General features: G+C 67.5%; 18 protein-coding genes and 5 tRNA genes. 10 read left to right on the top strand and 13 right to left on the bottom strand.

The genetic code is table 11. The features are described 5' to 3' along the window. Positions 1 to 10 precede the first annotated feature (10 nt). The 4 genes from E3T28_RS11090 to E3T28_RS11075 form a co-directional block, all read right to left on the bottom strand. Positions 11 to 82, bottom strand: a tRNA-Gly gene (locus E3T28_RS11090). 186 nt (positions 83 to 268) lie between these two features. Then, a tRNA-Val gene (locus E3T28_RS11085) sits at positions 269 to 340 on the bottom strand. A gap of 26 nt (positions 341 to 366) precedes the next feature. Next, positions 367 to 440, bottom strand: a tRNA-Cys gene (locus E3T28_RS11080). Positions 441 to 489: 49 nt separating this feature from the next. Continuing rightward, a tRNA-Gly gene (locus E3T28_RS11075) sits at positions 490 to 561 on the bottom strand. A 155-nt stretch (positions 562 to 716) separates the two neighbouring features. On the opposite strand from E3T28_RS11075, the gene E3T28_RS11070 reads away from it, so the two are divergent. After that, positions 717 to 789, top strand: a tRNA-Val gene (locus E3T28_RS11070). A 68-nt stretch (positions 790 to 857) separates the two neighbouring features. Here the strand turns inward: E3T28_RS11070 and E3T28_RS16890 are convergent. Together E3T28_RS16890 and E3T28_RS11065 are read right to left on the bottom strand one after the other, a co-directional pair. Further along, positions 858 to 1019, bottom strand: coding sequence for a hypothetical protein (locus tag E3T28_RS16890; protein WP_166787003.1), 162 nt, complete (start codon positions 1017 to 1019; stop codon positions 858 to 860). Positions 1020 to 1092: 73 nt separating this feature from the next. Continuing rightward, positions 1093 to 1266 carry a CsbD family protein gene (locus E3T28_RS11065; protein WP_134430985.1) on the bottom strand — a complete coding sequence of 58 codons (174 nt, stop codon included), beginning with the start codon at positions 1264 to 1266 and terminating at the stop codon, positions 1093 to 1095. A 77-nt stretch (positions 1267 to 1343) separates the two neighbouring features. On the opposite strand from E3T28_RS11065, the gene E3T28_RS11060 reads away from it, so the two are divergent. After that, positions 1344 to 2069 (top strand): M50 family metallopeptidase, encoded by a 726-nt coding sequence (locus E3T28_RS11060; RefSeq protein WP_134430982.1) that lies wholly within the window; start codon positions 1344 to 1346, stop codon positions 2067 to 2069. Positions 2070 to 2800: 731 nt separating this feature from the next. Here the strand turns inward: E3T28_RS11060 and E3T28_RS11055 are convergent. The 3 genes from E3T28_RS11055 to E3T28_RS11045 all read right to left on the bottom strand — a co-directional run bounded on the left by E3T28_RS11055 (position 2801) and on the right by E3T28_RS11045 (position 8144). Beyond that, a complete protein-coding gene (locus tag E3T28_RS11055) occupies positions 2801 to 3532 on the bottom strand; it encodes a YqjF family protein (RefSeq protein ID WP_134430978.1) in 732 nt (243 codons plus the stop codon). Between the two features lie 253 nt (positions 3533 to 3785). After that, the gene (locus E3T28_RS11050) at positions 3786 to 5264 is read right to left on the bottom strand and encodes a flotillin family protein (RefSeq protein WP_134430975.1); all 1479 of its coding nucleotides are present in this window, start codon (positions 5262 to 5264) and stop codon (positions 3786 to 3788) included. A 99-nt stretch (positions 5265 to 5363) separates the two neighbouring features. After that, complete coding sequence (locus E3T28_RS11045; protein ID WP_134430973.1) at positions 5364 to 8144, bottom strand: helix-turn-helix transcriptional regulator; 2781 nt, start codon at positions 8142 to 8144, stop codon at positions 5364 to 5366. 247 nt (positions 8145 to 8391) lie between these two features. Here E3T28_RS11045 and E3T28_RS11040 point away from each other — a divergent pair, with 247 nt between their 5' ends. Next, the gene (locus tag E3T28_RS11040; RefSeq protein ID WP_134430970.1) at positions 8392 to 8802 is read left to right on the top strand and encodes a PLDc N-terminal domain-containing protein; all 411 of its coding nucleotides are present in this window, start codon (positions 8392 to 8394) and stop codon (positions 8800 to 8802) included. A 277-nt stretch (positions 8803 to 9079) separates the two neighbouring features. Here the strand turns inward: E3T28_RS11040 and E3T28_RS11035 are convergent, their stop codons facing one another. Together E3T28_RS11035 and zapE are read right to left on the bottom strand one after the other, a co-directional pair. Continuing rightward, positions 9080 to 10351: an ammonium transporter gene (locus E3T28_RS11035; protein ID WP_134430967.1), complete on the bottom strand. Its 1272-nt coding sequence runs from the start codon at positions 10349 to 10351 to the stop codon at positions 9080 to 9082. 213 nt (positions 10352 to 10564) lie between these two features. Further along, the gene (zapE, locus tag E3T28_RS11030; RefSeq protein ID WP_134430964.1) at positions 10565 to 11614 is read right to left on the bottom strand and encodes a cell division protein ZapE; all 1050 of its coding nucleotides are present in this window, start codon (positions 11612 to 11614) and stop codon (positions 10565 to 10567) included. Between the two features lie 179 nt (positions 11615 to 11793). On the opposite strand from zapE, the gene E3T28_RS11025 reads away from it, so the two are divergent. The 3 genes from E3T28_RS11025 (at position 11794) to E3T28_RS11015 (ending at position 13980) form a co-directional block, all read left to right on the top strand. Continuing rightward, positions 11794 to 12696 carry a sulfurtransferase gene (locus E3T28_RS11025; protein ID WP_134430961.1) on the top strand — a complete coding sequence of 301 codons (903 nt, stop codon included), beginning with the start codon at positions 11794 to 11796 and terminating at the stop codon, positions 12694 to 12696. Positions 12697 to 12757: 61 nt separating this feature from the next. Continuing rightward, positions 12758 to 13195, top strand: coding sequence for a SufE family protein (locus tag E3T28_RS11020; RefSeq protein WP_134430958.1), 438 nt, complete (start codon positions 12758 to 12760; stop codon positions 13193 to 13195). Beyond that, positions 13192 to 13980 (top strand): dihydrofolate reductase family protein, encoded by a 789-nt coding sequence (locus tag E3T28_RS11015; protein WP_134430955.1) that lies wholly within the window; start codon positions 13192 to 13194, stop codon positions 13978 to 13980. The genes E3T28_RS11020 and E3T28_RS11015 overlap by 4 nt, the downstream gene beginning before the upstream one ends. Here the strand turns inward: E3T28_RS11015 and E3T28_RS11010 are convergent. Next, on the bottom strand, positions 13901 to 15133 hold the full coding sequence (locus tag E3T28_RS11010) for an alpha/beta hydrolase (RefSeq protein ID WP_134430952.1): 1233 nt from the start codon (positions 15131 to 15133) through the stop codon (positions 13901 to 13903). The two genes, E3T28_RS11015 and E3T28_RS11010, sit on opposite strands and share 80 nt — an antisense overlap. Positions 15134 to 15196: 63 nt before the next feature. Between E3T28_RS11010 and E3T28_RS11005 the strand changes: the two genes are divergently transcribed. The 4 genes from E3T28_RS11005 (at position 15197) to E3T28_RS10990 (ending at position 20434) form a co-directional block, all read left to right on the top strand. After that, a complete protein-coding gene (locus E3T28_RS11005) occupies positions 15197 to 15787 on the top strand; it encodes a DUF3000 domain-containing protein (protein WP_134430949.1) in 591 nt (196 codons plus the stop codon). Continuing rightward, the gene (locus E3T28_RS11000) at positions 15780 to 16976 is read left to right on the top strand and encodes an HRDC domain-containing protein (protein ID WP_134430946.1); all 1197 of its coding nucleotides are present in this window, start codon (positions 15780 to 15782) and stop codon (positions 16974 to 16976) included. The genes E3T28_RS11005 and E3T28_RS11000 overlap by 8 nt, the downstream gene beginning before the upstream one ends. A 75-nt stretch (positions 16977 to 17051) precedes the next feature. Beyond that, positions 17052 to 18257: a thiolase family protein gene (locus tag E3T28_RS10995; RefSeq protein ID WP_134430943.1), complete on the top strand. Its 1206-nt coding sequence runs from the start codon at positions 17052 to 17054 to the stop codon at positions 18255 to 18257. Continuing rightward, complete coding sequence (locus tag E3T28_RS10990) at positions 18254 to 20434, top strand: 3-hydroxyacyl-CoA dehydrogenase NAD-binding domain-containing protein (protein WP_134430940.1); 2181 nt, start codon at positions 18254 to 18256, stop codon at positions 20432 to 20434. The genes E3T28_RS10995 and E3T28_RS10990 overlap by 4 nt, the downstream gene beginning before the upstream one ends. A 178-nt stretch (positions 20435 to 20612) precedes the next feature. On the opposite strand, the gene dxs is transcribed toward E3T28_RS10990, so the two are convergent. Continuing rightward, on the bottom strand, positions 20613 to 22571 hold the full coding sequence (gene dxs / locus E3T28_RS10985; protein WP_134430937.1) for a 1-deoxy-D-xylulose-5-phosphate synthase: 1959 nt from the start codon (positions 22569 to 22571) through the stop codon (positions 20613 to 20615). Positions 22572 to 22586: the final 15 nt, after the last annotated feature.

Below are 22586 nucleotides of genomic sequence, written 5' to 3'. Positions count from 1 at the left end.
ACCCAATTCGAGCGGATGACGAGATTCGAACTCGCGACCCTCACCTTGGCAAGGTGATGCGCTACCACTGCGCCACATCCGCATTTGTCGGCGTTTCAGCTGACTTGAAAGACTCTAGCCGATTCCGGCCGAGCCCGCCGCACCTTCCCCACGATTCCGCACGGTGCGCCCCCGAGGACGGGCCGATTTCACCGGGATTCTCGGCTCCCTGCGGGCAAACAAAAAACCCCCGAGTCACCGGGGGATTGTTTGTTTCGCACAAATTCTGTGGGCGATACTGGGATCGAACCAGTGACCTCTTCCGTGTCAGGGAAGCGCGCTACCGCTGCGCCAATCGCCCAATTCCTGGAAATTGCTTTCCGGGAGTGGAGGTGGATACGGGATTCGAACCCGTGTACACGGCTTTGCAGGCCGTTGCCTCGCCTCTCGGCCAACCCACCACTTGGGATTCGTATCAAAAAGAACCGACCTGTCGGCCGATTCCATTCGAGCGGATGACGAGATTCGAACTCGCGACCCTCACCTTGGCAAGGTGATGCGCTACCACTGCGCCACATCCGCAACTGCTCGCATTTCTGCGCGCTTGGAAGACTCTAGCCGATAGTCCGGTGCATATTCAAACCGGGCCGCCCCGGCGTGTTGTGGTGGTCCCGAGGTGCGCCACGCACCCGCTCGTGGGCTAGTATCAGAACTCGTGGTTGACGCTTCGGCCACAGGGGCGATTGGCGCAGTTGGTAGCGCGCTTCCTTCACACGGAAGAGGTCATCGGTTCGAGTCCGGTATCGCCCACAGTAGAAAAAGCCCCGGACTTCCGGGGCTTTCTCTTTTTCTCGGTGAGGTGGATGACTGGTGCCCGGCTAGGTCCGCTTGCCCGAAATCACCCGGACCAACCAGACGATCACGGCGATGACGACGAGCACTATGCCGACCCAGATCAGGAAGTTGAGCGACTCGACGAATCCTCCGGTGAGGAGAAGAGCGACGGCGATGATCGCGATGACGATGAGGAGGACATTCATGATTCTCCCTGCCTTTCAATGGTTCACGGTTCGATGGGTTGTTGTTGATAGTCAGTCGCTGGAGTTGGGTCGATCAGTCCGCGATGGCATCCTTCACGTTCTCACCGGCCTGCTTGAGGTTCGCCTTGGTCTGATCGGCTTTGCCTTCAGCCTCCAAGCGCTCGTTGTCTGTCAGCTTGCCAGCGGCTTCCTTGGCCTTGCCGGCGGCCTCCTCGGCAGCATTCTTGATCTTGTCCGAAGCACCCATGGGATCGTCCCTTCACTCGTATCCAGTGTCTGCGGCCAGCATAAGACTCTCTGTCGAGGTCATCTAGGCTGAAAACCATGGATGGGCTGGTCGAACTGTGGGGGCAGCTGTCCGCCCGCAACGAACCGTTGCCCGCGGTCACGGCCTGGCTGACCATCGCCGCCGCCGCCCTGCTCGTGCTGGTTCCGGCCGTGTGGCGGGTCAGCCGCCACGTCATCACGATCGCGCACGAGGGTGGCCATGCGGTGGTGGCGACAGTGAGCGGCCGCCGGTTGGGCGGCATCCGTCTGCATTCCGACACCTCCGGGCTGACGGTGAGCAGCGGGCGCCCGCGCGGCCCCGGCATGGTTTTGACCCTGCTGGCCGGGTACACGGCGCCGGCTCTGCTGGGGCTCGGCGCCGCATGGATGCTCAGTCTCGGCTACGACATCGGCCTGCTGTGGCTGCTGCTGGCGGCCCTGGCGTTGCTTCTGGTGCAGATCCGCAACTGGTTCGGGCTCTGGTCCGTGCTCGTCACCGCCGGCCTCGTCTTCGGCATCACCTGGTTCGGTAGTCCCCCGGTGCAGAGTGTCTTCGCCCTGCTGATCACGGCGTTTCTGCTGCTCGGGGCCGTGCGCACCGTGGTCGAGTTGCAGCGCTCCCGGTCGCGGACCCGCGGCACCGCCTCCGACGCTGATCAGCTGGCCCGTCTGACCCACGTCCCGGGCGTGGTCTGGGTGGCCGTGTTCTTCGCCGCGACGATCACGTGCGCAGGGATCGCCGCACGGTTGCTCGGCCTGCTCGCCTTTGTCGGCGCCGCCTGAACCGGGTCAGGCGTCAGGGGATCGCGGGTACCGCATATTTGAAGCCCAGGTGGGAAGCGGTGAAGCCCAGCCGTTCATGGCCGGGCCTACCCTCCGGGCGTCACAGATTGGCGAGGTCTCGGTTTCTGGCACGGCCTCCGTCCCGGTTTCTGGCACGGCCTCCGTCCCGGTTTCTGGCGCGGGCCCTGTCGGTGGTGGTTGGGACGCCGGCACGGGCGCCGCTGTGGTCGACGATGCGGTCGTCGCCGAGTGGATGACCGTGGCCGGTTCGCTCAGGAACGCAACTGATCTCCCCAGCCTGCAGGGGCGCGGGTCGCGGGGAGTTCCTCGGCCAGGGCCCGGCTCTCCGCGATCAGGTTCTCCGCCGTGCGCCGCGGAATCCGGATCGTGCACGCGAGTTCACTGACAAACTCCCGCCCCGCGACCTCGGCGGCATCCCAGCGGAACCGGGAAGCCGGGCCGCGGGGACTTCCCGAACCGGCGAGCCGCCTCGACCAACTCCGCCCGCCTCGCGAACGCCGCAGCGATGGCCCGATGGGCCTCCGCGATCGCCTCGAACTGCTCCCCGAGGGCCTCGTGTTCTTCAATGAATGAGGGCTTCATGACACACGCGTTACGGTCACCCACCGACATTCGAGGCGGCATCCGCTCGCCCCGGAACAGCCTGTGGAGAACCCGATCAGGATCACATTGTGGAGGAAAAGACCCTGCCTCGCCGACCCCGGCGAGACTCAGCCGGCAGCGCCGAACCAGGTGGTGACGCCGGGCGAGTAGAGCACCGATTCCGGCGCGCGTCCGGCCAGCCCGGGAAACCCCGCCATTGCGAGCAGGGTGTCGTCGAGACTGACCAGCTCGGCCTGGAAGAGCTCCCACGGCTCGTGATGGTTGCGCAGGTGCACCGTGCGACCTCGTGTGCGCGTGAACAGCGCCCATCGCGCGGTCAGGAAGTCGGCGAGCGGGTCACCGACGACCGGGCGGGTGGTCGGCCGCACCACGATGTCGGTGTGCGCTCCGGCGGCCAGGTGGCGGCGTGACGTGTACCGGTAGTCCCCCGTCGCAACCTCGAGACGGGTGCGGGACCACATGTACGGGATCGAGAACAGCGCCCGGGCGGCCAGCACGGCGGCGAGGCGGGAGGCCTCCAGCGACACGAACACCACACCGCGGTGCCCATTCGCGTCCACCGCGTACAGGCGCACGTTCACCTCGACGAAAGAACCGAAGTAGGGGATGGGCGGGCTACCGAAGACGGTGGCCCGGTCAAGCACGAACGGGATCAACCCGACCCAGCTGGTCCCGTCGATTTCGTCGGGCACGAGGCCCTCCGGCAGCAGCGGCGCGACGAGGGCGGCTTCCACACGCCAGTGCACGAACATCAGATTCGACCAACGCTGGCTCGAGGACGCCCGCCCGCCGAGCCGGGGCGCAACCGCCGAGATCGGGTCCATCGCGGCATCCGTCATCTGAAAATCTCCCCTTGTTCACGGACAGGTTCAGGCCGATCCGCGGCACTCCGTCAACCTCAACGCTACTCGCACCGCGACCATGTCACGGCCGTGCTGATCCCTTCGATTCCACTCGGCCAGACACCATATTTGGCGTCGAACGAGCAGCCGGCGTCGAACCAATTCGACGGAGATTTTGGTCTGAAAGCGGTTTTACGGTCAGTTTGAGGCCGATCCGGGCAAAATCTCCGTCGAATTCGTTCGGGCCGCGCTAGGCCTCCACGGCCGGTGCGGCCAGGGCGTGGTCGACGTCGGCCTGCTGGGCGGTCGTGAGCGACGCCTGCGGCTTGACGGTCGTGGCCGCGGCGGCACCGGCGGCGACGCCGCCGACGAGGTTGCCGAGCAATTCCCGGATGCCGAGGCCCATGGTCGACTTGAGCACCCCGTCGACCTCGGTGAAACCGGAGGCGACGTTCTTGGTCAGCTGGCTGGCTCCATCCGTGGAGATCACCGTCAGGTTGTCGATGTTCGACATCGGGGCGGCCAACTCGCGGGCGATCTCGGGCAGCATCTCCACCATGCGCAGCTGGATCAGCGCCTCGCTCTGCTCGGCGACGGCCTCGGCCGACAGCCGTGTGGCGGTCGCCTCCGCGGTACCGCGGGCCAGGATGGCGTCGGCCTCGGCCTGACCCTCCGCACGGAGAGCCTCTGCGTTCGCGATCCGGCTGTCACGGTCGGCGTTCGCTCCAGCCACGGCGGCCTCGGCGGCCGCTATGGCGGTCACCCGGATGCGGTACGCGTCGGCGTCGGCGATCGCGTTGACCTCGGACTCCAACTCGGCCTTGCGGAGCGACGCTCGCCGCTGGGCGGTGAGCTCCTGCTCCTGCACGATGGCCTGCTGCGCCTTGGCCTCGGCCAGTGGCTTGGCCGCGGCGGCTTCGGCGGCGGCCTTGTCGGTGTCCAGCTGCAGCGCGGCCTTCCGCAGTGCGAGCGTGTTCTGGGCCTCCGCGATGGCCTGTTCGGCCAGGATGGCGGCCTCCTGGGCCTCCCGGTTGGCCTGGTGCTCGGCCACCTCGGCCTGGCGGCGCACCTTGGCCTGCTCGGCGCGGCCGAGGTCGCGAATGTAGTCGTTCTCGTCGGTGATGCCCTTGATCTCGAAGGAGTCCACGTCGACACCCTGGTTGGCCAGAGACTCACGGGCGGTCGCCAGCACGGAGGAGCCCAGCTCGTCGCGCTTCTGGATGATGGTCATCACGTTGGTGCCACCGATCGAGGACCGCAGCGAACCGGACAGCACCTCCTGAGCGAAACCGTCGATGTTCTTGTCCTGGCCGAGGAACCGCTGCGCGGCGGCACGGATGGCCGCCGGGTCGTCGCCGACCTTCACGATGGCGACGGCTTCCACGGTGAGGGTGACGCCGTTCTGGTCTTGGGCGACGGCCGTGATCTCGATCGCCCGGCTCCGCAGGCTGATCTTGAACGCCTTCTGGAAGAACGGGGTGATGAACACGCCCTGGCCGTGCACGACGCGCTGCCCGGATTCCTCCATCGTTGCGCCGTCGACGATGGTCTTCTTCGACTTCTTGCCGGTGATCACCAGAGCCTCGTCCGGCCCCGCGTTCTTGTACACGGTCTTGGCGTAGATCAGGCCGATCAGGAAGACGACGATACCCAGGGCGATGAGGCCGGGAATGGGGCTGAGCAGGAATTCGAACATGGGGTCCTTCCGTTCCGCCGGCACGAAGATCATGCGCGTGGCCTGGCTCACCGCGCAGCGCGCGCGGGCACGAGACCCTCGAAGCCTACTGGTCCGGGTGCGGCGGAACCATTCCCTTTCGGGGGGTGCCGGTCAGAGCAGGCCGCGCTCGTGCGCGATGACCACGGCACGGGCCCGGTCGGTGGCGTCCAGCTTCTGATAGATGTTGCGCAGGTGCGTTTTGACGGTATTCGGGCTGACATTGTGCTTGCGGGCGATGTCCGCCACGGACTGGTGGAAGGGCAGCTCGCGCAGCAGTTCCCGCTCCCGCTCGGTCAGCTGGGCGACCGGGGCCTGAGCCGGGCGGGTCTCCCCCGGCGACCGCCCCGCCAGAGTCAGAATCCGGCTCGCGAACCCGTCCAGGTCCCCCAACCGGCCGATCCGTGCGACGAGCAGCGCCACCCCGAGCCCGCCCGCGGCCAGAAATACCCTCTCGACGCGCAGCTGCTCGGCCAGACGCAGCGCCCGCACCAGCCGGGCATCCGCCTCGGCAGGTCGAGCGTTCTCCTCGGCGATGCCGGCCAGCACGATCCACGCGCTCACCAGCGTCGACCCACGCCAGCACCGGCTGGCCAATGTCGCGGCGGCTTCCAGAGCACCTCCGGCTCCGTGGCGGCCCCGGGCCGGCGGGTAGGCGATCGAGCGAAGCAGCACAACCTCCAGCGAGTCCGCGCCCAATACGGCCTCCACCAGGTGTGTGACCCGCCGGGCCTCCGTCCTCCCGTCCAGAGCACCGGTCAGATCGAACCAGGGAATGCAGCAGAGGCTCAGCACACGCGGTTGCGCGACGGCGTTCTCGCGCAGCAGCCGGTTCAGACTCTCGAGCTCCGATCGCGGCCTCGGGTCAGCCGCCAGCGCCGACAGGGCGAGCAGGGCCTGGGCAGGCACGGTCAGCCCGGAATCGGCCACCATCGGGTCGGCCCTGACCAGCCGCTCCAGCACGCTCGGATCGATCGGCTCGCAGCGTTCGTACCGTCGGATTTGCAGAGCCACCCACGCGCGGGCCGCGGCGCGGTCGACCGGCACCCCCGGCACGGATGTCCCGGCACCCGATGCGGGATGCGCTTGGGCATCCGTCGCCAGGGCCAGCTGATCGTCGATGAGGCCGGCACGGGCCCAGTCTCCGCGGCGGGCAGCGGCCGTGGCGGCGAGGTCGCCGGCGAGCAGGAACAGCCACGTGTAGCCCGCATTCCGCGCGGCCACAGTCACCATTCGCAGTCCCGCTTCGGCCTGCGCCGCCTCGCCCAGTCCGGCGCGGCACCAAGCCTCCGCGGTGGCAGCCAGCAGGTCGACGCCGAGGTCTGCCCGACGCCCTGGAGCGTTGCGGGCGGCGAGGAGCCCGGCTAGGCCGTTCCGGATCTCGTCGGACGTGACGGCGGAGAAGGCGGTGAGCGCCTCGATCACGACAGCCCGGGCGTCCGTGCCGGCGCCGGTGGGAAGTGGCGCCGTGAGTCCCGCCAGCAGGTGGCCCGCCCGCCCCCGATCGGGAAAGTACGGAGCGTCCAGGAGCAGCCTCAGGGTTGCCGCCACGGGTGAACCAGAGTTCTCGGCGAGCGCGGCCGGCTCGGCCAGGGCCCGGAGCACCAGGTCAGGTGTTCCCCGGAGTACGAGGTCGACACCGACAGTGTCGAGCATCTCGTCGACAAGGCCGGGCGACCGGGCTGCGAGCGCCTGCTCGAGCGCGTCAGTTCCGTCGGAACGACGCTCGAACCACCGGGCCGCGGTCTCGTGCGCAGCAGCCGCAGCCACGGCGTCCCGTCGCCACGCCTCGGCCTGCAGGTGCGCCAGCAGGACCGGGTGGATGCGATACCCCGCGGTTTCGACACGGCTCTCCCTGACGATCAGGGCGCCCGGCCCGGCCAGCCGATCCAGCACCGCCCCGGCATCCGCTCGTTTCGTCACCGCGACGGCCAGGTCGACCGGGATGACGGCCGTGACGGCCGCGCGGAGCAGCGTGGTCTCGTCCCCGTCAGCCCAACCGGCGATGACCTCCGACCGGAGGAAACCGGACACCGCGGGATGGTCACCGTCGAAGTCCCGCACCAGCCGCGCGGGATCATCGCTCCCCCGCAGGAACGGCAGGATCAGCGCGAGACCGGTCACCCAACCAGCGGTGCGCTGCAGCAGGATCGTCGTCTCCTCTTCCGTCAGGAGGACACGCTGCCTGGCGGCGAGCGCCGTCAGCTCCGTCCGATCGAACGCGAGGTCGGCCGGCGGCACGTCGACCAGCGCGCCTGCGGCACGCAGTCGCGTCACCCCCACGCCCGGCGACGTGCGCCCCGCGACCACGAGACGGATGCCGCCTGGCGCCGACCTGACCAGCTCGCCCAGCAGTCCCGGCCGATCCGCCTCGGCGCGGTCCAGCTCGTCGATGAACACGTACCTGGTCACCCCGTCGCCTGACACCCCCGAGGCGAGCGCACCCTCCCCGACCTGCCTGACCTCCCCGACCTGCCGCCAGACATCAGCGGGACGGACCTGCCCCGACATCGGCGCGCGCACCCAGGTGACCGGTTCCCCCGCACGCTGGAGGCGGCGTGCCCAGGCGGCCAGCAGGGTCGTCTTGCCGGAGCCCGCGGCGGCCCACAGTCCGACGCAGCGCACCTCACTCGCACGAACCTCACCGGCACGAACCTCACCGGCCCGCACCTCGCCGGCACGCACCTCGCCATCACTGAGACGATGAAGTGCATCGTGGAGCCGGGGCCTCTCCAACTCCATGGCCGAGGGAGCCGGGACGTCCGCGATGAGCACCGGTAGGACTGCCGGCGGTGTCACCGGCGGCACGGGCGGCAGGGCTACTGGTGGCAGGGCTACCGATGACTGTTCAGTTCCCGGCAGCCCGATCTGAGCCGGTACCCGATGCACGGTCATTGAGGCACGTCCTCCGTTCGCGGGGGTGGTCGCTCAGCCTCGACACCTTAGCTCTCGGCCTGCCCCTCGGCTAGAGCTCCCGGTGCCGTCGGCCGGCGACAGTATGGGCACGAGCCAGCGAATTCATCCGTTTCGGGTGAGGGTGGCTCGGCCACCTGGACGTATGACAGTGGCACACGTCACGTGGTGGCGTGGTCGACGCTCAACGCTCGAAATCAGCAGTGCCCGAAGATGAGGAGAAAGTGCCATGGACTTCTGGGAAAACCTGTGGGGAACGATCTGGTTCTTCTTCTGGACCTTCGCGATCATTTCGTATTTCTTCGCCCTCTTCGGCGTCATCGTCGACCTGTTCCGTGACCGGCAGCTCAGTGGCTGGGCGAAGGCGGTGTGGTTCCTCGCCCTGTTCTTCGTGCCCTTCCTCACCGTGCTCATCTACGTGATCGCCCGGGGCAAGGGCATGGCGGAACGCAGCTCCAAGGAGTCGAGGGAGTACCAGGCGCAGACCGATCAGTACATCCGCACCGTCGCCGGAACCGGTTCCGGGGCCACGGAGGAGATAACCCGGGCGAAGGCCCTGCTCGATGCCGGAACGATCACTCCGGCCGAGTTCGACGCCCTGAAGTCCAAGGCCCTATCGAGCTCGTCCTACATGGAATAGTTCCTACTCGGGCTAGTTCCCGCCTCACCGAGAAAGGCAGAACCCCGCCAGCTCTCAGCCACCGAGAGTCTGGCGGGGTTTTCCTTGGGAGGTTCGGGTCCCCCGCAGGTTCCGCCAGTGTGTCCCGGCCTTCCCTAGCCGTCAAGGTTCACCCCGGGCTGAGAGGCCGGGCCCGGATCGGCACGGGCCGGCATGCGAAAGGGCGGTGGGATCATCCGCTGAACCGGATGCCCCCACCGCCCGTGCTGGGTCAGGTGAGCTGGGTACTGCTGCGTCGTCAGACGACGTCGAGCGCGTAGCCCTCTTCCCCGTGCACGATGGTGTCCACTCCGGCCACCTCGTCTTCGTTGTTGATGCGGAAACCGATCGTCTTCTGAATGACCCAGCCGATGCCGTAGGCCATCACGAAGGAGAAGACGGCGATGCCGAAGGCGGCGATGAACTGCACCCAGAGCTGGTTCAGGCTCCCGGTGTCGAGGAGACCGATGCCCGAACCGAAGATGCCGATGTAGAGCGTTCCGATCATGCCGCCGATGAGGTGGATGCCCACCACGTCGAGCGAGTCGTCGAAGCCCCACTTGAACTTGAGATCGACGGCAACGGCGCACACCGCACCGACGAGGAGGCCGAGGACGATCGCCCAGAACGGGGTCAGGATGTTACAGGCCGGGGTGACGGCGACGAGTCCGGCGACGGCACCCGATGCGGCACCGATCGAGGTGGGCTTGCCGTCCTTGATCTTCTCGACGACCAGCCAGCCGAGGATACCGGCGGCGGGACCGACGAGAGTGTTGATCCAGGCGAGGGCGGCGACACCGTCGACGGCGGCTTCGGAGCCGGCGTTGAAACCGAACCAGCCGAACCAGAGGAGCGAAGCGCCGAGGAGGGTGAGCGGCACGTTGTGGGGCTTGGAGATGCCCTTCTTGAAACCGACCCGCTTGCCGAGCACCAGAGCGAGAGCCAGAGCTGCTGCACCGGCGTTGATGTGCACCGCGGTTCCACCGGCGAAGTCGTTGACTCCGAGGGCGGCGGGAGCCCACCCGTCGGCGAGGTTGAAGACCCAGTACGCGACCGGGAAGTACACCAGGGTCGACCACACGGCGGCGAAGATGATCCAGGCGCCGAACTTGGCACGGTCGGCGATCGCCCCGGAGATCAGCGCGACGGTGATGATGGCGAAGGTGGCCTGGAAGCCGGCGAACGCCAGCCCGTTCAGGTCGGGCGAGAGCGAGCCGTCTTCACCGGCGCCGAGCAGTCCGCTCAGGCCGAGCAGCTCGGACGGGTTGCCGAGGAAGCCGGGGATCAGCGGCGGGCCGAAGACCAGACCGTAGCCGTAGAGCACCCACAGCACTCCGACGACGCCCATGGCACCGAAGCTCATCATCATCATGCTGATCACGCTCTTGGCCTTGACCATGCCGCCATAGAAGAAGGCAACACCGGGAGTCATCAGGAGAACGAGGGCGGCCGCGACGAGAAGCCACAGGGAATTGAGATTCAGGGTTATTTCATCAGTTGTGGCGTCCAACAGGACTGACAGTTCAACCATGGATATGGTTACCTCTCTCTAACAAACAGTGATTGCCGTCGACGTGCACAGGGTGAGCGGAAGATCGTGTCTCGGCGGGTACAGAGTCAGTGTGGAGTTGTCAGGTTTCGGCGAGGGCGCGCGGATGTTTCGACCGCGTTACACGCCACGCGAGGGTGTTAACATCGCGTTTCCGGCGGGCTGTGCGGTCGTCCGTCCCCGAACAGTCGAGGTTCAGTCGTGCGGCGGGAGCTCCCCTGTGGTCAGCGCCACGAGCCGGGACTGGGAGCGCTGGTACTTCTTGCGGTAGCCACCGGAGAGCATTTCCTCGTCGAAGACCTCGTTCAGTGGCTGCCCGTTGGCGATGATCGGAATCTCCGCGTCGTAAACCCGGTCGATGAAGGCCACCAGCCTGAGGGCATCCGTCTGGTCGGTCAGCAAGTACACATCGTTGAGGGCGATGACGTCGATGCCGTGAATCATCTTGATGTACTTCGACGGATGCACCGTGCTCAGATGACGGATCAGGTCACCGAAATCGTCCCGGGTCACCGCCGAACCGCGTTCGAGCAGGGCGGGCACCATCTGGTCCAGCTCATCCCGGGGCACGGCGATGGCATGGCCCTCGATGTCGCGGCGGCGGTAGTCGAGGCCGTCGATGCGCACGATCTCGAAGTTCGCGGACATCGCCTGGATCTCGCGCAGGAAGTCGATCGCGGCGAACCGCCCCTCGCCCAGCGAGTTCGGCGGCGTGTTCGACGTCGCGGCGACTCGAGTGCCCGAGGCCACCAGCTCGCCCAGCAGCCGGGTCATCAGCATGGTGTCGCCCGGGTCGTCGAGTTCGAACTCGTCGATGCAGATCAGGCGGGCACCGGAAAGTTGCTTGACGGTGGCCGCGTAGCCGAGCGCCCCCACCAGGGCGGTGTACTCGATGAAGGTGCCGAAGTACTTCGGTCCCGGGGCGGCATGCCAGAGTGCAGCCAGCAGGTGGGTCTTGCCGACGCCGAAGCCGCCGTCCAGGTAAATACCCGGCAGCTCCGCCTTGGGCTTGCGGGTGCGGGAGAAGAATCCGCTGGGCCTCTGGGGCAGCCAGGCCCCGGCGAAGGTGCCCAGCCGCTCCACGGCCTCGAGCTGCGACGGAAAGTTCAGGTCGGGTCGGTACGACTCGAAGGAGGCGTGCTCGAACTGGGGCGGCGGAACCAGTTCCGCCACGATCTCCGGCCCGGTGATGCTCGGAGAGCGATCGGCCAATCGTTGCACCTGGCTGAGAGCGTATGGAGCCATGCTGGAGTACCCGGTTTCTGTGTCGGACTGGTAGTCGCGGTCGGTGCATCATCGTCGAAGAACGACCGCGAATGCGATCAGGACCCATACCGCGTAGATTCAAAGCGCGGACCGGTATCCAGCCTAAACCGCGACCATTTGATTCCGGTGTCCATCCGACGCCACCAGGAGGTTTCCCCATGTCCGTTGATCTCGATCCGGCACCGAAGTTCACCGCCTACGCCCACCCCGAACGTCTGGTCAGCACCGAGTGGCTGCAGGCGCACCTCGGCACACCCGGCCTTATGGTCGTCGAATCCGACGAGGACGTTCTCCTCTACGAAACCGGCCACATTCCGGGAGCGGTCAAGATCGACTGGCACACCGACCTCAACGACCCGGTTGAGCGTGACTTCGTCGACGGTGCCGCCTTCGCCGCCATGCTCGGTGCCAAGGGCATCGCCCGCGACACCACCGTGGTCATCTACGGCGACAAGAGCAACTGGTGGGCGGCCTACGCCCTGTGGGTGTTCACCCTGTTCGGCCACGACGACGTGCGCCTGCTCGACGGCGGCCGGGAGAAGTGGGTGGCCGAGGAACGCGACCTCACCCGGGACAAGCCCGTCGTCACCCCGGCCACGTACCCGGTCGTCGAACGCAACGATTCCCCCATCCGCGCATTCCGCGAGGATGTCCTCGCCCACTTCGGGAACCCGCTGATCGACGTGCGCTCCACCGAGGAGTACACCGGCGAACGCACCCACATGCCGGCCTACCCGGAAGAAGGCGCCCTTCGCGGCGGCCACATCCCGTCGGCGGCGTCGGTACCGTGGGCCCGCGCCGCCGCCCCAGACGCCACCTTCCGCTCCCGGACGGAACTGGACGCCATCTACCGTGACGAAGCCGGCCTTTCCGACGGTGACGACGTCATCGCCTACTGCCGGATCGGCGAGCGATCCAGTCACACCTGGTTCGTGCTGACGCACCTGCTCGGCTTCGACGGCGTGCGCAACTACGACGGGTCCTGGACCGAATGGGGTAACGCCGTGCACGTGCCCATCGCGATGGGCAGGGAGCCGGGCACCGCCCCGCAGCCGCGCTGATCCGGCCGGCCCGACCCGGATTCCGGGCTCCCTCGGCCGGTGCATGGCAGAATGATCCTCGATGACTGCCACCGAACTACCCCCTAAACTGGCCGCGATCCGTGACGATTTCCTCGAACTCGAGGAGCCCGACCGGCTGCTCCTGCTGCTCGAGTTCGCCGATGAGCTGCCGGCCCTTCCGCCGCGCTACGCGGAGCACCCGGACCTGCTCGAGCGGGTCGTGGAATGCCAGTCCCCGGTCTTCATGTTCGTCGAGGTGGACGACGATTCCGCAGTTCACCTCCACGCGACCGCGCCCCGGGAGTCGCCGACGACCCGGGGTTTCGCCTCGATCCTGGCCCAGGGTTTGGACGGCCTCAGTACCCAGGAAGTGCTCGACGTGCCCGATGACTACCCGAACACGATCGGTTTGACGAAAGCGGTGTCTCCCCTTCGCATTCGCGGCATGACGGCCATGCTCGCCCGCACCAAGCGCCGCCTGCGCGAGGGCGCTGCGTGACCCTGACCCGGGTGTTTCCGGAGCCGGAGGCCGAGGGCGATGCGGCGGACCTGCCCCGGAGCGTCGACGGGCTGGACCCGGCGAGCCGGGACTGGCTGCTGCAGCGCTACACCCCGGCGCCGGACGCTTACCTGCGGGTCAACATGATCGCCAGCCTGAACGGCGGCGTGGCCGGGTCCGACGGCACCTCGGACTCGCTGTCGAGCCGCCTGGATCGCCGGATCCTCGGCGTGATCAGGGAACTTGCTGACGTCGTCCTCGTCGGTGCCGGCAGCCTCCGTGCGGAGGGGTACGTCGTGCCGGCCCGGGCGGCCCTCGCCGTCGTCACCTCCAGCGGCAACCTCGCCGGGCATCGGCTCGAGCAGTCCACGCACTCGGAAGCCGCGCGCCGAGACTCCGCGCCCCGGCAGTCCGTCTACATCCTCTGCCCGCGCTCAGCGGTCGCCCGGGCCGAGGACGCCGCGTCCGGATCCCGTGCGACCGTCGTGCCGCTCGACGACGAGAACGGCGTCCTGGCACCGTCCGGCATTCTCGCGGCGCTCCGCACACTCGGCCTCCCCCGCATCGTCTGCGAGGGCGGGCCGGTGCTGGCCGGACAGTTCTTCGCCGCCGACCTGGTCGACGAATTCTGCCTGTCCACGAGCCCGCAGGTAGTACTCGGCGGCAGGGGGCTGCTCGAATCGAACATGACCGGGAGCACCGGATTCAGGATGCGGCAACTACTCCTGGACGACCGGGGAGCGACGTACGCGCGGTGGGAGCGGTCTCGGCCAACCAGATCGTGATGGCCTGGTTCCAACCCTCGCGGTCGTAGTTCCACAGCTTCGTGTGCCGCGCCACTGCGAAGGGCAGGAAGGTCACGATGTCGGGGCGGCACCCTGCCAAGGCACGGGAGCCGGTCGCGGGCACGAATCCGTCGTCGTCGCTGTGCATCAGCAGCACCGGCAGTTCGAGTTCGGCGGCGCGTGTGACGAAGTCGAGGCGTCCGAAGTCGATCGGTTCCGTCTGCCCGGTGAAGATCCCGCCCCAACGCCGGCCCAAGACTTCCAGGGCGCCGCTGGCGACAACCGCGGGCAGGCCGAGGAGGCCGCCGTGGAACCGGGCGACATCCGCCCAGTCGATCACAGGCGAATCGAGCACGACACCGACGATCCGGTCGCGCAGCGCGGAACGCGTCACCGTCTGCAGCACGATCGCCCCGCCCATGGACCAGCCCATCAGCACGATCTCGCTCGCGCCGCGGTGCACGGCGAACGCGATCGCCGCGTCGACGTCCTGCCATTCCGCGTCTCCGAGGGCATACCGGCCGTCACCGCTCTGCGGCGCCTCCCCGTCATTGCGATAGGACACGAGCAGGGACGTGAAACCCGCGTCCCGGAAGACCGGCGCCGCCCGCAACGTCTCCTGGCGTTGCACCCCGCGCCCGTGCACCTGGATCACCCAGCGGCCGTCCGGCTCCTCCGCCGGAATCAGCCAGGCGGGCGCGTCACCGGCAGTGGTCGGGACCAGCACGTCCTCGAAGGCGAGGCCGAGGTCCCAGGGCCCGAGGTACGAATAACCGCCCAACCGGCCGCGCTCGGCCCCCGCCAGATCCCCGTGATCGACGCGCAGGATGCGCCGGGTCACCTTCGTCGGCGTAAGGCGCAGGATCTCACCCAGGTGGGCGTGCCCTGCGTCGCCCGAGAACCAAAAACTGTAGTCGCCCTGAAGAATGGAATCCGCCGTCGACTGCAGGGTGATCATTCCCGCCGGGAGGTCGACGGAGTGGATCCGCACATCGTCGGCGCGCTTTGACGTGGGTGTCACGATCCGGCGTGCCATCACGGCCGCGAGAACACCGCCGGCGGCCCCGAGCACTACCGCCGCACCGGTTACTGCGATCCCGGTCACCGCCAGAAATCGCCGCGCGTGCCGCCCTGAACCCGTTCCGTCACGCATGACTACCTCCCCTGTCCGGCGTGCCTGACCGACTCCGCTCGAAAAAAACTCTAGTCTGCACACGTGCCCGTAACACAAGAACCGCTCCCCCCGGAGTTCGCCGCCGCCCGCGCCTCCTTCGCACGTGCCCGCATCCGTACGGAGCTTGTGGTTAACGAGATTTCCGCCCCCGGAAACCTCGCCCCTCACGCCGTCGCCTTCTCGGCCGACGTCACCCCGGTGCGTCATGGCAGCGACTCCGACCTCGGGACCGGACGCTTCATCCTGCTGTACGACCCGACCGAGCCGGAGGCGTGGGGCGGTGCCTTCCGCGTCGTCTGCTTCGCCCAAGCCCCGTTGGAGACCGACATCGGCCTCGACCCATTCGTCGCAGGCGTGGCCTGGTCGTGGCTGGTGGACGCCCTCGAGGCCCACGGGGCACGGTATACCGCGGCCTCGGGCACCGCGACTAAGATTATCTCGTCCGGCTTTGGCGAACTTGCCAGGCAGGGCGATGGCGCGCAGATCGAATTGCGAGCCTCGTGGACGCCGCTGGACCACAATCTCGCCGCCCACGTCGAAGGATGGGGTGAGCTGCTCTGCATGCTCGCAGGCCTTCCACCCACTGGCGAAGGAGTCAGCATGTTGTCCACACGCCGAACCGGACGTGCTTGATCATCAGGTGATCGATACGCGGGACGCCTACCTCGCGGCGACCGCGGCCATCAGCGCGGGCACGGGCCCGATCGGCATCGATGCGGAACGAGCCTCCGGCTTCACCTACTCGCAGCGCGCCTACCTGATCCAGATGTATCGGCGCGACGCTGGCACCTTCCTATTCGATCCGCCCGCGATCGGCGACTTTTACGAACTCAACGAGGCTCTCCAGGACGATGAGTGGATCTTCCACGCCGCGAGCCAGGACCTTGCCTGCCTGCGCGAGGTCGGACTTGACCCCCAGCACATCTTCGACACGGAACTGGCTGCTCGCCTGCTCGGAATCCCCCGGGTTGGCCTCGGCACGGTGGTGGAAGAACTGCTGGGCATCCATCTGGCCAAGGAACACTCCGCCGCCAACTGGTCGACCCGCCCGCTTCCGGAGGCCTGGCTGGTGTACGGCGCACTCGACGTGGAGCTGCTCCCCGATCTGCGTGACCGCATGGTCGACATGCTCGCTACCGATTCCAAGACCGACATTGCCGCCCAGGAATTCGCCGCGGTTCTGGCCCGAGAGGCCAAGCCCCTCGGCCCCGAGCCCTGGCGCCGCCTCTCCGGCGTGCACTCCATCCGAAGCCAACGCGGTCTCGCCGTGGCCCGGGAACTGTGGCTGGCCCGCGACGCATTAGCCCAGGAGCTGGACGTCTCCCCCGGCCGCCTTGTCCCCGACGCGTCGCTGACGGCGGCAGCACGGGCCATGCCCGGGACCCGTCAGGCCCTGGCAGACCTGCGGGATTTCAGCGGGCGTGCCAGCCGCACCGAACTCGACCGCTGGTGGGGCGCCATCCTGAAGGGCCTGGCGTCGACGGACCTGCCGTCGCTGCGGGGTAACAGCGATCTGCTCCCGCCCCCGCGCGCCTGGTCCGACCGCAATCCCGAGGCTGACCTGCGCTACAAGGCCGCCCGCGCCGCCCTGACCGAGGTCTCAGAAGAACTCGCCATCCCGATTGAGAACCTCGTCACCCCGGACTATGTACGCCGGGTGGCGTGGACGCCGCCCGAGAACGTCGACCCCGCATCCGTCGGGGAGGCGCTCGCGCACCTGGGCGCCCGCACCTGGCAAATTGAAGTGACCGCACAACGGATCGCCGATGCCTTTGTGGATGTTCACCAAACGATCGAGCTCTCGTCGGAATCGAATTCGTAGGAACCGTCCAAGGATTCGACCCTCCACGAGAGCCCCTTTAGGATCGACCGACACCCGATCGATGATGGAGGCAAAGTGGCCGATAGAGCAGAAGTCGTGTTTGTGGACGGGGTTCGCACCCCGTTCGGACGCGCCGGTGAAAAGGGCATGTACTGGAACACCCGGGCAGATGATCTCGTGGTCAAGGCCATGATCGGACTGCTGGAACGCAACCCGTCGGTCCCCGGGGAACGTATCGACGAGGTGGCCATCGCGGCCACCACCCAGACCGGTGACCAGGGCCTCACGCTGGGTCGCACGGCGGCACTCCTTTCCGGGTTGCCGAAGTCGGTGCCCGGATTCGCCATTGACCGGATGTGCGCCGGCGCCATGACCGCCGTCACCACTCTCGGTGCGGGGATCGGCTTCGGAGCCTACGACCTCGCCATCGCCGGCGGCGTCGAGCACATGGGACGCCACCCGATGGGTTCGGGAGTCGACCCCAATCCGCGTTTCCTGTCCGAGCGCCTGGTCAGTGAGGACGCCCTGAATATGGGTGCCACCGCAGAGCGCATCCACGACCGGTTCCCGACGTACACCAAGGAGCGGTCCGACCGGTTCGCCCTGCGCAGCCAGCAGAAGGTCGCTGCAGCCTATGCCGCCGAGAAGATCCAGCCTGATCTCGTGTCGGTTGCGGTCCGTAGCGACACCGGGTGGGGTCTGGCGACCCGCGACGAGGCACCCCGCCCCGAAACCACGATGGAGGGCCTCGCGTCCCTCAAGACGCCGTTCCGTCCCCACGGCCGTGTCACAGCCGGCAATGCGTCCGGGCTCAACGACGGCGCCAGCGCCTGCCTCCTCGCCAGCGGCAAGGCCGCCAAGGACCTCGGCCTCACCGTCAAGATGAAGATGGTCAGCTTCGCCTTCGCCGGCGTCGAACCGGAGGTCATGGGCCTCGGCCCGGTCCCGTCCACCGAGAAGGCGCTGCGCAAGGCAGGCCTCAGCATCACCGACATCGGCCTGTTCGAACTCAACGAGGCCTTCGCCGTGCAGGTCATCTCGTTCCTCGACCACTTCGGCATCGACGACGAGGACCCGCGTGTGAACGAATACGGCGGCGCGATCGCCATCGGGCATCCGCTCGCCTCCTCCGGCGTGCGCCTGATGAACCAGCTCGCACGACAGTTCAGCGAGCACCCGGAGGTCCGCTATGGTCTCACCGCCATGTGCATCGGCCTCGGCCAGGGCGGCACCGTCATTTGGGAGAACCCGAACTTCAACCGGAAGGCAAGCAAGCGATGAGCAACTACTCCGCACTCGATTTCACCCCGCTGGTCGAGCTGTCGGCCGACGAGGTCGTCACGCACTCCTACGTGCGCGATGTTCCCCTGTCCGACGGAAAGACCCTGGCGCTCGTCACCCTCGACAACGGCCGGGACCACACCCGCCCGAACACACTCGGCCCCATCACCCTGCTCGAGTTCGCCATGACGATGGACCTCCTCCGGGAGCGCGCCGCTCTCGGCGACATCCACGGTGTCGCCGTCACCGGCAAGCCGTTTATCCTCGCTGCCGGCGCCGACCTGAGCAAGGTCAGCGAGATCCCGTCGCTCGCGTCGGGCAAGTTGCTGGCGCAGCTGGGCCACTACGCTCTCGGCAAGCAGGCGGACCTGGGCGTGCCCTCCTTCGTTTTCATCAACGGGCTGGCGCTGGGAGGCGGGCTCGAGATCGCTCTTAACGCCGACTACCGCACCGTGGACGAGACCGTGCCGGCGATCGCGTTGCCTGAGGTCTCCCTCGGGCTCATCCCGGGCTGGGGCGGCTCCTATCTACTGCCCAACCTGATCGGCATCGAAAGCGCGCTCAAGGTGATCATTGAGAACCCGCTGAAGCACCGCGTGCTCAAGGCTGCGGACGCGATGGAACTGGGCATTGCCGACGTGCAGTTCGCCTCGGCCCGGTTCCTCGAACAGTCCATCCAGTGGGCGGACGGCGTGGTCTCCGGAAAGACCAAGGTTGCGAGGCCCCATGCGCCGGGGAAGGTCGAGCGGCTCGTGAAGTGGGACGTGGCAGTGGGCGTCGCCCGCAAGATGCTGGAGAACCGCATCGGCACCGTCGCCCGGTCGCCCTATATCGCCCTCGACCTGCTCAAAGCAGCCAAGAGCGGCACCCGCCAGGAGGGGTTCGAAAGGGAGGACGATTCCCTAGCCGAACTCATCGCCGGTGACCAGCTGCAGGCCAGCATCTACGCCTTCAACCTGGTGCAGAAGCGCGCCAAACGGCCGGCCGGAGCGCCGGACAAGGCCCTGGCGCGGCCGATCAAGAAGGTGGGCGTGATCGGCGCCGGCCTGATGGCCAGCCAGTTCGCCCTGCTCTTCGTTCGTCGCCTGCGCGTGCCCGTGGTCATAACGGACCTCGACCAGGCCCGGGTCGATAAGGGTGTCGCGTACATCCACGGCGAGATCCTCACCCTGGAGACCAAGAAGCGCATCTCCCCCGACGAGGCGAACCGGCTCCGAGCCCTCGTCACGGGGACCACCGACAAGTCACAGTTCGCAGACGCGGACTGGGTGATCGAGGCCGTCTTCGAGAAACTCGGGGTGAAGCAGGATGTCTTCGCCGAGATCGAGAAACACATCTCGCCCGACGCCATCCTGGCCACCAACACCTCATCCCTCTCGGTCGAGCAGATCGGTGCCAAACTAGCCCACCCCGAACGCCTCGTCGGCTTCCACTTCTTCAACCCGGTGGCGATCATGCCGCTGATCGAGGTCGTGAACACCCCCCAGACCAATGACGCCACTCTCTCGACGGCGATGGTCGTGGCCGCCAAGCTGCGCAAGAACGCGGTCATCACCCGGGACACACCCGGGTTCGTGGTCAACCGCCTCCTGGCGAAACTGCTGGGTGAGGCCATGCACGCCGTCGACACCGGCACCCCGTTCGACGTCGTCGACGGCTCACTGGCCAAGTTCGGGATGCCGATGACCCCGTTCGAGCTGCTCGAGCTCGTGGGCCTGAAGGTCGGCGCGCACGTTCTCGACACCCACCACGCCGCGTTCCCGGACCGGTTCTTCGAGAGTGCGAACCTGCACAAGCTGGCCGAGTACGGCACCATTCTGGAGCGCGACGCCAAGGGCAAAATCAAGGGCTTCGACAAGGGTGCCGTCAAGATTGTCGCGGGCGGCCAGACCCCGATGACGGCCGAGCAGATCCTGCGTCGGGTCGAGGACGGCCTCGCCGATGAAATCAAGCGGATGCTGGACGACGGTGTCGTACACGCCGCCGAAGACATCGACCTGTGCATGATCCTGGGCGCCAACTGGCCGTTCCAGATGGGCGGGATCACCCCGTACCTCGACCGCGTCGGAGCGAGCGAACGGGTGTTCCAGGGCACGTTCCACACCCCGGCGATCCGCGGCGTCGGTGCCGAGGCCCTCCCCGTTGCCCGCACCACCGCGACGACTGTGGGCGACTGACCGCATCCACCCGCAAGCCGGGACTTCGGCTCCTTTTTCATCAGGATCAGGGAGCCGAAGTCACGGCTCGGGGGCTCCACACTGAACGAATTTGACGGAGATTCTGCCGCAATCGGCCCTGAAACCTCTGAAAAAGCGGTTTTCGATCAAAATCTCCGTCGAATTGGTTCGGTGTACGCTACTCGAGCTTGTGGCTGGCCGGGATGCTGCCGGTGGCGGTGTCGGCATGGTCCGCGGGCAGGGGCCGCGCGTGTGGGATCTTGCTGCCGAGCACCATCGCGACGACATCGCGGGCGATGCGCTGCGGGGTCAGCCCGACGCGCTCGAGGATCTCCGCACGGGTGCCGTGGTCGAGGAACTCGTCCGGGAGTCCCAGCTCGGTGACCGCCGTGTCCACGCCGGCTTCGCGCAGATCCTGACGGATGCGGGTGCCGACGCCGCCGACCCGGATGCCGTCCTCGATGCTCACGACGATGCGGTATTCCGCCGCCAGCGACACGATGCTCCGCGGCACCGGTACGACCCAACGTGGGTCGACGACGGTGGCTCCGATGCCCTGGGCGGCGAGCCGCCCGGCCACATCGAGGCCCGTCGAGGCCATCGGCCCGACGGTGACGATCAGCACGTCCTTCTGGGTCGACTCCAGAAGCACGTCGACCCCGTCGTCCAGGCGCCGCACGGCATCGATCGGGGCGCTCACGCTGCCCTTCGGGAACCGCAGCACGGTGGGCGCGTCATCGACGGCCACAGCCTCCCCGAGCTCCTCGCACAGGCGCACCGAGTCCCGGGGGGCCGCGAGGCGGATCCCGGGGACGACCTGAAGGATCGCCAGATCCCAGATTCCGTGGTGGCTGGGGCCGTCGGGCCCGGTCACCCCGGCCCGGTCGAGCACGAACGTGACGCCGGCCTTGTGCAGGGCGACATCCATCAGGACCTGATCGAACGCCCGGTTGATGAAGGTGGCGTAGAGCGCGACAACCGGGTGCAGGCCGCCGAAGGCGAGGCCGGCGGCACTGGTGACGGCGTGCTGCTCGGCGATGCCCACGTCGTGCACCCGGCTGGGGAACTGCTCGGCCATCTTGTGCAGGCCGGTGGGGCGGAGCATGGCCGCGGTGATGCCGACGATCTTCGGTTCGAGAATGGCGAGGCGCAGCAGCTCATCGGCGAAGACCGACGTCCAGGAGGGTGCGCCGGCGGATTCGGTGGACTCCCCCGTTTCCGGGTCGATCTGGCCGACCGCGTGGAACTGGTCGGCGGTGTCCTGAACGGCCGGGTCGTATCCCTTGCCCTTCTGGGTGATCGCGTGCACGATCACCGGCGCGCCGTATCCCTTGGCCTGCCGGAGCGCCTCGACCATCGCCTCCATGTCGTGGCCGTCGACCGGGCCGATGTACTTGATGTCGAGGTTGGAGTAGAGCGCCTCGTTGTTGGAGAAGCGGGCGAGGAAGCCGTGCATGCCACCGCGCACACCACGGAAGAACGCTCGGGCGGGAGCGCCCATCCGTTCGAAGGCCTCACGGCTGGTCAGATAGGCGCTGTGGTACGCCTGGCGGGTGCGGACGGTGTTGAGAAAGCGGGCCATGCCGCCGATGGTGGGCGCATACGAGCGGCCGTTGTCGTTCACGATGATGATCAGGCGACGGGTGTTGTCGTCGCTGATGTTATTGAGGGCCTCCCAGGTCATGCCGCCGGTCAGGGAACCGTCGCCGACGACCGCGATCACGTGGCGGTCGCTCTGGCCGGTCATCTCGAAGGCGCGCGAGATGCCGTCGGCCCAGGACAGTGAGCTGGAGGCGTGGGAACTCTCCACGATGTCGTGCTCGGACTCCCGGCGTTGCGGGTAGCCGGCCAGACCGCCGGTCTGGCGCAGGAGGCTGAAGTCCTGGCGACCGGTGAGCAGCTTGTGCACGTAGGCCTGGTGCCCGGTGTCGAAGACGATGGCGTCGCGCGGCGACTCGAAGACCCGGTGCATCGCGATGGTCAGCTCGACCACGCCGAGGTTGGGCCCGAGGTGCCCGCCGGTCTTGGATATCTCCCGCACGAGAAAGGCCCGCACTTCGGCAGCAAGCTGGACCAGCTGCTCCGTCGAAAGGCGATCCAGATCTCTCGGCCCGGAGATCGTGTCCAGTAGCGCCATCGATAACACCTTTCA

Source organism: Cryobacterium sinapicolor, from assembly GCF_004403465.1.
GTDB classification, from domain to species: Bacteria; Actinomycetota; Actinomycetes; order Actinomycetales; family Microbacteriaceae; genus Cryobacterium; species Cryobacterium sinapicolor.
The sequence above is the reverse complement of the archived record's forward strand: the minus strand, read 5'-3'. Positions and strand labels throughout refer to the sequence as shown.